10 protein-coding genes are annotated in these 13994 nt (G+C 51.1%); all 10 read left to right on the top strand.

Features of this window, described 5'->3' with window-relative positions; translation table 11 throughout:
* Positions 1-164: 164 nt before the first annotated feature.
* The 10 genes from P9J64_06955 (at position 165) to P9J64_07000 (ending at position 13994) form a co-directional block, all read left to right on the top strand.
* Positions 165-782, top strand: a complete 618-nt coding sequence (locus tag P9J64_06955; protein MDG5468060.1) for a class I SAM-dependent methyltransferase — start codon at positions 165-167, stop codon at positions 780-782.
* A 1337-nt stretch (positions 783-2119) separates the two neighbouring features.
* Positions 2120-4480, top strand: a complete 2361-nt coding sequence (locus P9J64_06960) for a glycyl radical protein (protein ID MDG5468061.1) — start codon at positions 2120-2122, stop codon at positions 4478-4480.
* Between the two features lies 1 nt (position 4481).
* The gene (locus P9J64_06965) at positions 4482-5390 is read left to right on the top strand and encodes a glycyl-radical enzyme activating protein (protein ID MDG5468062.1); all 909 of its coding nucleotides are present in this window, start codon (positions 4482-4484) and stop codon (positions 5388-5390) included.
* Positions 5391-5856: 466 nt separating this feature from the next.
* Positions 5857-7500: an L-glutamate gamma-semialdehyde dehydrogenase gene (pruA, locus tag P9J64_06970; GenBank protein ID MDG5468063.1), complete on the top strand. Its 1644-nt coding sequence runs from the start codon at positions 5857-5859 to the stop codon at positions 7498-7500.
* Positions 7501-7558: 58 nt separating this feature from the next.
* The gene (locus P9J64_06975) at positions 7559-8473 is read left to right on the top strand and encodes a proline dehydrogenase family protein (protein ID MDG5468064.1); all 915 of its coding nucleotides are present in this window, start codon (positions 7559-7561) and stop codon (positions 8471-8473) included.
* Between the two features lie 170 nt (positions 8474-8643).
* On the top strand, positions 8644-9960 hold the full coding sequence (locus tag P9J64_06980; GenBank protein MDG5468065.1) for a hypothetical protein: 1317 nt from the start codon (positions 8644-8646) through the stop codon (positions 9958-9960).
* A gap of 22 nt (positions 9961-9982) precedes the next feature.
* Positions 9983-10888, top strand: coding sequence for an EamA family transporter (locus P9J64_06985; GenBank protein MDG5468066.1), 906 nt, complete (start codon positions 9983-9985; stop codon positions 10886-10888).
* Between the two features lie 4 nt (positions 10889-10892).
* The gene (locus tag P9J64_06990) at positions 10893-11789 is read left to right on the top strand and encodes a DMT family transporter (GenBank protein MDG5468067.1); all 897 of its coding nucleotides are present in this window, start codon (positions 10893-10895) and stop codon (positions 11787-11789) included.
* Between the two features lie 69 nt (positions 11790-11858).
* Entirely contained in the window at positions 11859-12083 is a 225-nt protein-coding gene (locus P9J64_06995; GenBank protein ID MDG5468068.1) for a MoaD/ThiS family protein, read from the top strand.
* 69 nt (positions 12084-12152) lie between these two features.
* Complete coding sequence (locus tag P9J64_07000) at positions 12153-13994, top strand: aldehyde ferredoxin oxidoreductase C-terminal domain-containing protein (protein MDG5468069.1); 1842 nt, start codon at positions 12153-12155, stop codon at positions 13992-13994.

Raw genomic sequence — 13994 nt, forward strand, 5'->3', positions numbered from 1 at the left:
AGCATAATTCCTGCCGCTTTTTAATTGTTAATTCTTACTTGGTTTTTTGCACCCATCAAGACAATCCATGTTATCTGTTGTCGGGAATATTCTTGGCTTGCCCGCATTTTGTCGGAAGGGTGAATCGGTGTTCCTGGCTTTCCTGCGAGAGTGTCTGAGGCATTATGAGGCTGTACAACAAATATGTTCTTCCGAAACTCGTCCACTGTGCCTGCAATATGCATTCAGTGATGAGTCAACGGGAAAAGGTTGTGCCGTTTGCCCGAGGCAGGGTGTTGGAGGTCGGCTTGGGGTCAGGCTTGAATCTTTCTTATTATGACGCAGATAAGGTAAGCAAGGTCTGGGGTCTTGACCCTTCGTCGGAGATGCTCGGAATGGCAGAAGCAAGAGCAGCTTCTGTTGAATTTGATGTTGAATTCATCTGCTCGGCCGGTGAGGAATTGTCCCTGGAGAGTAACAGCGTTGACACCGTTCTGGTTACTTACACCTTGTGCACAATCTTTGAAATAGGGCGGGCAATCGAACAAATGGCCCGTGTTCTCAAGCCCGGTGGCGAGCTCATATTTTGTGAACATGGTGTCGCACCAGATCTGGGTGTCCGGAGAGTGCAAAATTTCATTAACCCCCTCTGGAAGGCCGTTGGTGGAGGCTGTCACCTTAATCGAAATATCCCGGCACTGCTAGAGCGGGGGGGCTTTAAGCTCAATGAGTTGACGAAAGATTACATCCCCGGATGGCGGCCGGCATCGTTTAACTACCTGGGCAGGGCCTCAATCAAATAGCTTCTTTACGGGTCTATAACCCAAACAAAGGGAATAGGTCTTTACACCAAAAGAGTAAAAGCTGAATTCAAAAGACCAACGCAAAGACGCTAAGAACACCCAGGAAAGACGCAAAGGGTCCTGTTTTCCCTTTTTGAAGGAGTTTTCTTTGCGGACTGTTTCTTCCCCTTCGCGCCTTCGCCTAAAGCGCCTGCTTTTGGTGCGTTAAATACTTAGAACATTTGTTTGGTTTTTTAGCCTGTTTCTTTAAGCTTTGGTCAAATTGTAGTTGTTCCTTCTTAGGATGAGAATATATGAAAAGTTGGTTGTCGTTCTCTGTCTTTGCTTTGCTCTCTTTGTTTTTGTCGGCTTGTGGGAGTTCGCAAACCGTGCTTGATCGCGTTTATGTCAAAAATGCCACAAACAGCAGGATTACCGATGTAAAGGTACGTCATGAACCGACGGAAAGATACGGGTCCGTCAATGTTATTCTACCGCACAGGTCCCTGGATATAGGTTTTTCGAAGCACCCGCTCCTCGCTCGGAAGGCCTCTTTAAGCTGGCGCGATGATGACGGTAGGGAGTGGACATACACAGTTGCACTGCCTTATGGCCGGAGTGTCGGGAAGGATGGTGAGACAATGAGTCTGGTTTATATTATCTACCCTTCCGGACTCATCAATGTGCACTTGCTGGAGTCCGTAAAGAGTAAATAGTCGGTTCGGCACTCTTCGTTTTTGAGTCTTCTGGTTGTCCACTTTGCTCAAGTGAGGGTTGTTCTAAAGAAAACCTTTCGCTACAGAGACACAGAGGACACAGAGAAATTCAAGAAACAATCAGGTGTCCCCTGCCCCCTCTGAGTCTCTAGCGAGAGAAACGAACGGGAGGCTAGGGGAACTGTTAATCCTGACAATAGCTGCTGGAGTGAAGTAGATCGCCAGATTGAGTTTTCTTCTCCCAGCGAATGCGGTGGTGAATAAAAAATACAAAAATGAATAATAACCTGAACTGTTGCTCCTGCCTCGTTTCTTCTACACTGTAAATAGTTAACGATTATAAGCTTTTGTGATTGTCTCTCGGCTTCTTTCGGTTGGTACTCTTCTTGCTCTTGAATATGTATAAAGATTCTCCGGTTGCCTTGGTGAGGCCACGTTTACAGCCTTTATTGTGTTCAGGCTGTCGTGCGGAGTACAATTAGAGCTGATGGTGTTGTTGTCTGATTGCGTACCCTTTAGGGGCGCGATGTTTGAAGGGAAGAGAATATGTCAAAAGAGAGAGACTTAAAGGTGGTCCCCCAGCGTCATGCTGATGCCGAGGGGAACTTTTATTCACCAATCAAGAACGCCATCGGGCCTGGAATGAATGAGCGAATTCAGCGTCTACGCAAGTTGAGTGTTGAGACAGAGCCGAGTCTTTCTATTGAACGAGCCCTGCATGAGACTGCTTTTTATAAAGAGAATTATGGTAAGCACTCGACGCCGATGCTGCGCGCCTTGAATTTTCTCGATCATTGTCGGAATAAAACCCTCTATCTCGGAGAAGATGAGCTGATCGTTGCCGAACGCGGCCCGCAACCCAAGGCGGTGCCGACCTTCCCTGAGTTGACCTGTCACAGCGTTGAAGACTTTCTCGTCCTCAACACCCGCGACCAGCAACGTTACACCATCAGCGATGAAGACGTTGAAACCTATGCCCGTGAGGTGATCCCTTATTGGCAGGGCAAGACAATCCGTGAGCGGATCTTCAGCCATGTCCCGGATGAATGGCGGGCGGCTTACGAGGCGGGGCTCTTTACCGAGTTCATGGAGCAGCGCGCACCTGGCCATACGGCCCTCGATGGTCAGATCTATGTTAAGGGAATGCTCGATTACAAACGGCAGATTGCGATTGAAATTGCAGCCCTTGATTATCTCAACGATCCGGAAGCCACCGACAAGTTCGAAGAGCTCAAGGCGATGGACGTCTCCTGCGATGCGGTGATTGTTTTTGCCGAGCGTCATGCCGATCTTGCCGAAGATTTAGCTGCCAGTGAGAGCGATCCTAAGCGTGTTGCCGAGCTGCAGAAAATCGCTGAAGTCTGCCGCTGGGTTCCGGCCAATGCGCCACGCACGTTTCACGAAGCGATCCAGATGTACTGGTTTGTTCACCTTGGCACCATTACCGAACTCAACGGTTGGGATGCCATGAACCCCGGTCACTTCGACCAGCACTTGGCACCTTTCTATGAAGCTGAGCTTGCTGCTGGCACTTTGACCCGCGAGCAGGCCAAGGAGTTGCTCTGCTGCTTCTGGATCAAGGTCAATAATCACCCGGCGCCGCCCAAGGTGGGGGTTACAGCCCGTGAGAGCGGCACCTATAACGATTTCACCAACATCAATATCGGCGGCATCACCTGTGACGGTCAAGACGGCGTCAGTGACGTCTCCTACATCATGCTCGAGGTGGTCGAAGAGCTGCACATCTTGCAGCCGGGCAACTCCGTACACGTCAGCAGAAAGACACCGGACCGTTTCCTCGAGGCCGCCTGTAAGGTGATTCGTCAGGGGCACGGCTACCCGTCAATCTTTAATCCGGATGTTTACGTGGAGGAGCTGCTGCGTCAGGGCAAGTCTCTCAAGGATGCTCGAGAGGGCGGCTGCAGCGGCTGCATCGAGGTCGGCGCATTCGGCAAGGAGGCCTACGTTCTGACCGGCTACCTGAACGTGCCGAAGATCCTCGAAGTGACTCTGAATAACGGTGTCGACCCGGTGACAGGCAAACGGGTGGGCCTCGAGACGGGAGACCCACGTGACTTTGCCTGTTATGAAGATCTCTACGAGGCATTTAACAAGCAGTTGAATTTTATTGTTGATACCAAGGTCAGGGTCAGCAACTACATCGATCGTATGTTCGCCAAGTATGCTCCGGCACCTTTCCTGTCGGTTGTGATCGAGGATTGCATTAGCAAGGGTCGGGATTATTACGATGCTGGGCCGCGCTATAATACCAATTATATCCAGTGTACCGGTCTTGGTACGACCACCGACAGTCTCTCTGTGCTCAAAAAACATGTCTTCGAAACCAAGGCGTTCAGTATAGAGCGCCTCCTTGACGCAGTTGCAAAAAATTTCGAGGGTGAAGAGTTCGTGCGTCAGACGGTTCTCAACAAGACGCCTTTCTTTGGTAACGACGATGGTTACGCCGATGATATCGCCCTGCAGATTTATGCTGACTTGTTTTCTGCAATCGATGGCAAGCCGAATGTTAAGGGGGAAACCTTTCATCTCAACATGCTCTCTACGACATGCCATATCTATTTCGGCAAGGTGATGGGGGCGACGCCCAATGGGCGTTTGGCCGGCAAGTCGATTTCCGATGGCACTTCGCCGTCTCATGGCGCAGATACCCATGGCCCGTCAGCCGTGGTGCGGTCATTGACCAAGCTTGATCACACATTGTCTGGAGGCACTTTACTTAACCAGCGCTTCTTGCCGAGCCTGCTCAAGCGGGACGAGGATATTGCAAGGTTGGGCCAGTTGGTGCGCAGCTATTTCTCTCTGGGCGGTCATCACATTCAGTTCAATATCGTTGATACGGCGACCTTGAAAGCAGCCCAGGAGACCCCCGAGGATTATAAGGACCTGCTGGTGCGTATGGCCGGTTACAGCGACTACTTCAATGACATGAACGCAGACCTGCAGCAGGAAGTGGTTGAGCGTACGGAAAACGAGTCGTTCTGATATGCCGCAACCGCTGGTTTTTGACATCAAGCGTTACTCGATCAACGATGGTCCGGGTATCCGGGCCACAGTCTTCTTCAAGGGCTGTCCGCTGAATTGTCAGTGGTGTCATAATCCCGAAAGTATTTCACCAAAAGTCCAAAAACTCTTTACCGCAGCCAAATGCATCGGGTGCGGTGAGTGCTGCCGCGCTTGCCCTGTAGATGCTTGCCGCCTGGCTCCTGATGGTGTGGTCACTGACGGTGATCTTTGTTCTCTCTGTGGTCAATGTGCTGAAGTTTGCCCGACGCTGGCCACGCAGATGTCGGGGCGCTACTATTCGGTCGCAGAACTTCTTCAGGTTGTTGAAAAGGAGCGGCCCTTCTTCGATCAATCAGGAGGCGGTGTTACCTTTTCCGGGGGCGAGCCGCTGCTCTATCCCGAGTTCCTGATTGAACTTCTCGAGGCGTGCGGCAGGCAGGGCGTCCACCGGGCTGTAGATACCTCTGGCTTTGTTAAAAAAGAGGTGCTGCTTAAGGTCGCACAACACACGGATCTGTTCCTTTATGACCTGAAGATGGTCGATGCAGAAAAACATAAGCGTTACACGGGAGTCGATAATCGCTTGATTCTCGATAACCTGGTGGCGCTGGCTGAATATGGCTCAGAGGTCCAGATCCGAGTTCCTCTGATAGGTGGCGTGAATGATGATGACGACAGCGTTGCTGCCATGGCCACTTATGTTGCCGCTTTGCCTGGAGAGAAGAGGGCGGTAAGTCTTCTCCCTTTTCATGATGTCGCCAGGGGTAAGGATGAGAAGCTTGGCCAGGAACGTGATCTTGCTGCGCTGCATGAGCCTGGAGCGGATGCTTTGCAAAGAGTGATTGAGATCTTTGCTGGGTATGGTTTGACTGCCACGATAGGTGGCTGAATATTTATAGTAAATATGCGTAAATGCATTTAAAATGCGGATATATTCTAGAATCCCCTTTTGCATAAATATATAATAGTTCAATGAAATCAAGAATTTACAGATTTTTATGCGACATCTTGTTATGCATTAATGCATTGAGGTCGCCCTGGTAAATCCCTTTTCTTCCCTGTTTGCCCCTCCTTGAAAAGAAAAAACAATATTTCCGTCTATTTATTAGGAGCTTGTTGTTTTTCACAGTGTCTTTAAAAGTGCAGTGTTTCTAGTCTTTTAGCCCTTTTATCTGCTTCTGGAGGTTGCTTTCCTGGGTGAGAATAACCCGATCTCCTGATTGAAAATTTCGGCTTGGCATCTTGCTTGCTCTTATCACTATGTCAGAATGATCTGGTACGCACTGCGGCCGGTCTTGACTCCTGCGTATAAACGATTTTTTAACATAGAAACTCTTACGAGAAAGGTGCCCATCATGAACCTGTTGAACAATGCCATCCTTAAGGTCCCGACCCCTGTCAATGAGCCTGTCTACAGCTACGCTCCCGGAACTCCGGAACGCGATCTGCTCAAGGCGGCGATTGAAGAAATCACCAACAAGAAAGTTGAGATTCCCCTGATTATCGGTGGTAAAGAAGTTCGTACCGGTAAAATGGGCAAGGTTGTCATGCCTCATGACCATCAGCATGTTCTCGGTGAGTACCACCTGGGCGGTGAAAAAGAGATCAATATGGCGATTGATGCTGCCATGGCCGCCAAGGAAGATTGGGCCAACCTGCGTTGGGAAGAGCGCGCTGCGATCTTTCTTAAAGCTGCCGAGCTGCTTTCCGGTAAGTATCGTTACATTATGAATGCCGTCAGCATGCTTTCCACCAGCAAGAGCGCCTACCAGGCAGAGATTGATGCAGCCTGCGAGCTGATCGACTTTTTGCGCTTCAACGTGTACTACGCGCAGCAGGTTTATACCGACCAGCCCATGTATTCGTCGAAAGGTCTCTGGAACTTCGTGCAGCAACGTCCTCTCGAAGGCTTTGTCTTTGCCGTAGCTCCATTCAATTTCACCGCTATCGCAGGCAACCTGGCAACAGCGCCGGCCATTATGGGTAACACGATTTTGCTTAAGCCGGCTTCGTCCTGTGTCTATACGCCTTACCTCTTTATGCAGATTCTCAAAGAGGCCGGGATGCCCGATGGCGTCATCAACTTTGTGCCGGGTCCCGGTTCGATGGTCGGCAAGGTCTGTCTTGATCATAAAGATCTCGGCGGCATTCACTTCACCGGCTCAACAGGCGTCTTCCACCAGATGTGGCAAACCGTCGGCGAGAATATTGCCAAGTACAAGTCGTATCCGCGCATCGTTGGTGAAACAGGCGGCAAAGACTTTATCGTGGCCCATGAGAGTGCCAATGCCGAACAGCTGACAACAGCGATCATCCGCGGGGCTTTTGAATTCCAGGGGCAGAAATGTTCTGCGGCTTCCCGTGCGTATATCCCTAAAACACTCTGGGGGCCGGTTCGTGAGAAGCTCGAAACCGATATGGCCACGATTAAAATGGGTAAGACCAACGACTTCAGCAACTTCTTTAATGCTGTTATCGACAAGAATGCTTTTGCAACCATTACCGAGTTTATCGATTTCGCCAAAGAGGCTTCCGATGCTGAAGTTATCATCGGTGGCGGTTACGACGACAGCCAAGGTTACTTCATTGAGCCGACCGTGATCCTGACCAGTAACCCGCATTTCCGCACCATGGAAGAAGAGATCTTCGGCCCGGTTATGACGATCTATGTCTATGAAGATGATAAGTATGAAGAAGCTCTTGAACTCTGCGACAAAACCTCGATCTACGCTCTGACCGGCGCGGTGTTTGCCACCCAGCGTGAAGCTGTGAGTCTCGCTATGACCAAGCTGGAAAATGCCGCAGGAAACTTCTACATTAACGACAAGCCGACCGGTGCTGTGGTCGGTCAACAACCTTTCGGTGGGGCACGGGCTTCCGGTACCAACGATAAGGCCGGTTCTTACCTGAACCTGGTTCGCTGGGTGTCGCCGCGCACCATCAAGGAAACCTTTGAGGCGCCGACTCACTTCGCCTACCCATTCATGGACGCTGAATAATATCAATCGGGGGCAGCTGAACTGCCCCCAATAACCAGTCATTGAGTTGGAGGACGCTATGTCCCTGTTTAACTTCCTTGTTTCAAAAACCATCATGCACGTGCCGGGGCCGATCGTTGGCTTTTTTGCCAGGGGTTATATTGCCGGAGATGATCTTTCTGCGGCAGTCAGAACCACGAAAGAGTTGAATGGCAAAGGCATGGTCGCAACCATCGATATCCTCGGCGAGTTCATCAAGACCAAAGAAGAAGCCAATTTCTTCAAGCAGCAGTGTCTGGATATTCTCAATGGAATCGACAAGGAAGACCTCGATGCCAACCTGTCGCTCAAACCGACCCAGCTGGGGCTGGAACTCGACAAAACTTTCGCCTTTGAAAATATTCGCGAGATCGTCGCCCTCGCAGCGAGCCTGAACAATTTTGTTCGTATCGACATGGAAGACCACTCATGCACTGACGATACCCTTGAGTTCTTCCGGACTCTCCGGGAGGAGTTCCCGGGACATGTTGGCGTAGTCGTTCAGTCTTACCTGCGCCGTACGATTGATGACATCGAGGATTTGAGTGACGGCCTGCTTAACTTCAGGCTCTGTAAGGGGATTTATAACGAGCCACGTGAGGTCGCTTACAAGGATATGGCGATCATCAATCGCAGCTTTGTGAAATGCCTTGAAAAAATGTTTGAGAAAAAGGCCTACGTTGGTATCGCCACTCATGATGAAAAGCTGGTTTTCGAATCGGAGCAACTGATCAGGGAGTTTGGGCTGACACGTGAGGAATACGAGTTCCAGATGCTGCTTGGCGTTGACCCCGAGTTGCGGGACCTTCTGGTTAAACGGGGGCATAAACTGCGGATATATGTTCCATACGGAAAATCATGGCTGCCCTATTCCAGACGCCGTCTCAAGGAGAATCCGAGCATCGCTCAGCATGCTTTGAGACAGATGCTCGGCATGAAGTCAAAATCTGTCTGAAGGCTGGAATGATTAGTATGATTCGAAGGAGGATGCCACTTGTTGGCATCCTCCTTTTCGTATAACCTCTTCATAGGGACTGTTCCCAAACGGGGGCTGTCCCTTATCGCGTGACGCTGTAATTTAAAAGCCGGGGACAGCCCCGTGAAAAACTGGGACAGTTCCCTGATATGACTCAACAAGCAACACTTAAAACCATATACCGCCTCTGGTGGCCGCTTGCCGTGACCTGGTTGATGATGGCGATCGAAGGGCCTTACCTGGCGGCGATTATCGCCCGCATGGGGGAGAGTGCCACGAACCTGGCGGCCTACGGGGTTGCTTATGCCTTCGGCTTGATCACGGAAGCACCGGTGATTATGCTTTTGAGTGCCTCAACGCGGTTGGCCAGAGGTCGCAGCGATTACCTGCGCTTGCGTTCATTCTCTGTGGCATTGTGTAGCCTGGTTACGTTGTTTCTACTGCTGTTGCTTGTCCCTTCTGTTTTTAACCCTTTAACGACCACTCTTCTTGGTTTGTCCACCGCTATAGCCACTCATGTGAATCAGGCTTTATGGTTACTTCTGCCGTGGCCGGCGGCGATCGGTATGCGTCGATTTTACCAGGGTGTACTGATCGCCCACCACCAACCGGGGAGGGTCGCTGTCGGCACTGCCGTCAGACTTATTAGTATGTCTTTAACGGCATACCTTCTCTGGTCTCTAAGTTTTTTGCCTGGTGCCAGCTTGGGCGCTTGTTCGTTAAGTGCCGGCGTGGTCGCCGAAGCCTTGGCGACCCGTTGGCTGGCCCGTCGTGCGATTACAACATCACTGAAGGAAACAGGTGATGCGGTTGTCATGTCATCCTACGCCGCCTTGAGTCGTTTCTATCTGCCCCTGGCCATGACCCCGTTGATCGGCCTGAGCGTTCATCCTGTGGTGACTTTTTTTCTCGGTCACAGTTATAAGCCGCTTGAGTCATTGGCGATCATGCCGGTGCTTTATGCTCTGACATTCCTGTTTCGTGCGCTCGGATTATCTTATCCAGAGGTGGCTATCGCCACTTTGAAGGATGGTCAGCAGAATCGCTTGGTGGTCAGAAAGTTTGCCATCTATCTCGCAATAGCTCTAGGCGGAGGGTTGTCCTTGATCGCCTTTACTCCACTGAATGTGGTCTGGTTTGCAACTCTTTCCGGGCTCTCCGCGGAGTTGGTGTCGTTGGCAATACCGCCGTTACAGATCATGGCGCTCTTCCCGGCCTTGACTGTTGCTATCGGTTATCAGCGCGCTATTTTGATTGATGCCGGAAGAACGCTTCCTGTGACATTGGCAACGGCTCTTGAGGCTGTGGGAATTTTTTCAATTCTGGCAGCGCTTGTACTATACTCAGCGCTGCCTGGAGTGACGTCTGCTGCACTTGCTTACCTGCTTGGTCGCCTTCTGGCTCTTCTTTACCTGTGCTGGCCCTGCGCCGGTGTCCAGGGGCGAAACGAACAAGTGATCACCTGATATTTTCTCACAGGGAGTTCTGATGTCTCAAGATAGTTCACGCTCCGGGGTCTGGCTGGTTCTGATGGCCGCCATGCTCTGGGGAACCACAGGAACCTCGCAGGCTTTCGCTCCTGCCGGTTTCGATCCGATGGTTATTGGAACCTTGCGTCTGGCGATCGGTGGCGCCTCGATGCTGTTGATTGTGCTACTGACCAGTGGCATGCCACAGCTGAAAAGCTGGCCCCTCAAGGCAACGCTTTCCGCGGCCCTGTTTACTGCGCTTTATCAAGCCTTCTTTTTTGCCGGTGTCGCTAAAACCGGAGTTGCCGTTGGGACTATTGTAGGTATCGGTAGTGCACCGGTTGCTGGTGGTATGCTTGGTTATTTCTTCAGGGGGGAGCGACCTGGAAGGAGTTGGTTTGTCGCAACGACTCTCGCGATTATCGGTTGCGTCGTTTTAACCCTTAGCAGCGGTGGTGATGTTGTTATTGATCTGATGGGTGTCGCCCTCGCTATCGGTGCCGGTGTTGCCTATGCAGCCTATACTCTGGTGATCAAGGGTTTGTTAGAAAAACACGACGCGAATGCTGTTATCGCGGTTGTCTTCTGTATTGGTGCCCTGTTCCTTGCTCCTCTGCTAATCGGCCGTGAAATGGCCTGGTTGGCGGCCCCTCGTAGTATTGCTGTCATTCTTCACCTTGGCCTGGTAACGGCCGCTCTGGCCTATTGGCTGTTTGCCCGTGGCTTGCAGCGAGTTCCGGTTGCGACTGCGGTGACCTTGACCCTGGCAGAGCCCTTGACCGCAGGTCTTTTGGGCCTGTTGGTCCTGGGCGAACAACTGAACCCGGTTTCCTTTGTTGGGATATCCCTGATTTTCTCCGGTTTGGCGGTCCTCACTCTGGGGGGACGCGCGACCCCGGAAGTCCCGGCGGAATTTGGAGGTTGACCGCATGGTCAATCAACGCAAGGCCTATCTCTACGCAATCATCACGGTTTTAATCTGGTCAACGGTCGCTTCAGCGTTCAAGATTTCCCTGCGGACATTGTCGCCTGCACACCTGTTGTTATACGCCAACCTGACTTCTGTCTTGCTGCTTGGAGTTATCTTGCTGTGCCGCCGCGAGCTGGGGATGGCCTTGCCGAAGAACCGTCAGGAGCTACTGCGTTCAGCGGCTTTGGGAATACTAAACCCCTTCCTTTATTACCTGATTCTGTTAAAAGCCTACGATCTGATCCCCGCCCAGGAAGCTCAACCACTTAACAGCATCTGGGCGATCACGCTCTCAATTCTCGCCGTACCATTACTCAAACAGAAGCTTTCTTTCCGTGAGATGCTTGCGATTCTGGTCAGCTTTTGTGGTGTTGTGGTGATTTCAACCCACGGCGATCCGTTTGGGATGAATTTTTCCGATCCCCTTGGGGTGGCTCTGGCCTTGGGGAGCACGATTGTCTGGGCGCTCTACTGGATTTTCAATGTCAGGGACAGTAGACCACCTCTGGCAGGCCTCTTTATGAACTTCCTCTGTGCACTGCCACTGACCCTGGTTTATTGCCTAGTTTTTACCGAAATGCAGAGGCCCGATCTGACAGGCTTCCTCGGGGCGGTCTATGTCGGCTGTTTCGAGATGGGAATATCTTTTGTGCTCTGGTTGCAGGCGCTTAAATACAGTGCCAGTACAGCGAAGATCAGTAGTATCGTTTTCATGTTACCTTTTTTCTCTCTACTCATGATTCATTTTCTTGTTGGCGAAGAGATTTTGCCGTCGACTTTTTATGGGTTAGTTTTGATTGTGGCGGGATTGGTTTTGCAGCAGATCGTAAAGAACAAAGCCGTTGATATTGAATAATACGGAGGAGGAATTTTTCTAGCGATGCAGTATACTTATCATTTTGTCGGTCATTCATGAGTTAAGAAAATGAAAATCACCGTTAAGCTCGTTGGCGCATTTTGTGTCGGAAGATTCAAAAAAAATGTTCAGGAATACCCTTCCGGTATTAAGGTTGTGGAGGTTATTGACCATCTCCAGTTACCTAAAAATGTTCTTGGCATTATTCTCATCAATGGTCTCCATGCCGGGGAGCAGGATGTCCTCGAGGATGGTGATACTCTGTCGCTACTTCCGTTGCTGGATGGTGGTTAAGAAGTCCTGTTCCTACGGCTTTTTTGCAATCACCTCCGGCTTTGTCCAATGTACTAAGGAGAGAGCCTGATGAAGCTTTTGACAACAGACCCTTCGGCAGAACCGTCCGGTGTCCTGTATCAGCGTTGTACCATAGACTTGAGGACAGGGTGTCAGCAGATGGAAGAGCTCCCCTGCCGCAACCTGGAAGATGTGCTCGGCGGCTTTGGCCGTTCCTTTCAAGACCTTGCTGAACGAAAGATTGAGACTGCTTACTGCGACGAGAACCCTTTAATCGTCAATACCGGTCTGCTGACCGGCAGTAGTGCCATGACCGGTTTGCGTACTTACTTCTCCGGTTACAGTCCGATCAAAGGCTCTAAGGTGGGGCTTCCTGCTGCAATTTGGTCGACCGGTAGCGGTAAGTTCGGCGCAAAGTTCAAATGGACCGGTCTCGATGAACTGATTTTCGAAAACCGTTCGGAACAGCCGGTCTATGTTGTGATTAAGGAGACCGAAGCTGGGCCGTCTGTTGAATTGAAGCCTGCCGGACATTTAATTGGTCTTTCAACCCATGACAAAATCATGGCTCTGCAGAAAGATTATCCTGACGCCCACTTTGCTGCTATTGGCCAAGCTGGGGAAAACTGGCAGAACAACTATATGGGCGCTATCGCTCTTTCCACAGAGAACCAGCTCAAAGAGCAGGAGGACAAGTGTCGATTCGCCGGGCGCGGTGGCATGGGCAGCCTGATGGGTTATAAGAACATCCTGGCCCTGGTGGCTCAAAGCAACGATAAGCTGAAACCCTTAACCGATGCGGTTAAAAAAGTTAATGTCAACGTTGTTAAGGGGGGAGGGTCGGCCCGGATTCAGCCGATAAGTCGTGGCGGCGGCGGCGGGACCTGGGCTGCCTACGATGTTCTGCAGGAATTCCACGCGGTGCCGGTCAATAATTTCCGTCCACAAGGAAATGCGCTTCCGGAGAAGTTGTTCCGTGAAAATGTTGAAAAAGAGTACGACATCAAGTCGCAGGCCTGCTATCGCTGTGGCATAACCTGTCACAACAATGTTTCCGAGAAGAATGCCGATGGCAGCAAGGGCGGGTTTTTGGCCAAGTTTGACTATGAGCCGCTCAACCTGCTCAGTACCAATGTCGGTGTTCACGATGCCGGTCAGGCTGCTCGACTGATCCAGCTAGGTGACAATTACGGCATGGATGCCATTTCTCTTGGCGTGACCATCTCTTACGTATTGTCCTACAACGAAAGGCATCCGCAGGCAACGATTCTCAACGGCGCGACCTTTGGTGATTATGAAAAGATTCGCGAGTTGATCATTCAGGCCGGAGAGGGGGCGCTGCCGGAGATCGGCCAGGGTTCCATGCGCCTGTCGCAAAGTCTCAACGAAACCAGCTACGCTTATCATGTTAAAGGCCTGGAGATCGCAGCGTACCAACCCGAAACCAATCCCGGTTACGCCTGGGCGATCGCCGGAGGGCACATGTCGATGGGGACCTACGGTCTGCTGACCCGTGAGGGCAAGTCGGATCTTGACTCCTGGGTGAAAGGGATCACCGAAGATAAACTGCACATTGTCGGCTTTGATATGATCGGCCTGTGTAAATTCTTCGACATTGCCAAGGGCATCGGTACACAGATGGTGGTCGATTGTCTGAAGAGTGAATTTGATCTGGACGTCAGTGTCGATAATATCCGTGCTGCAGTTCGTCGCGCTTTTCTGCGCGGCCTGGCTCTTGAGTTACGTCAGGGGTACACCAAAGCCGAGTTCTGCCTGCCGGCCGAGGTGTTTGAGAATCCGAACCAGAACATAAAGTTGCCTAACATCACCAGCCCTGAATTTATTGAAAAGCTTGAGAAACGGGTCTGGGAGATCTTTGAGCCGGAGCTTGAAGGGTTGCTGAACGCATAA

Source organism: Deltaproteobacteria bacterium IMCC39524, from assembly GCA_029667085.1.
In the GTDB taxonomy this organism is placed as follows: domain Bacteria; phylum Desulfobacterota; class Desulfuromonadia; order Desulfuromonadales; family BM103; genus M0040.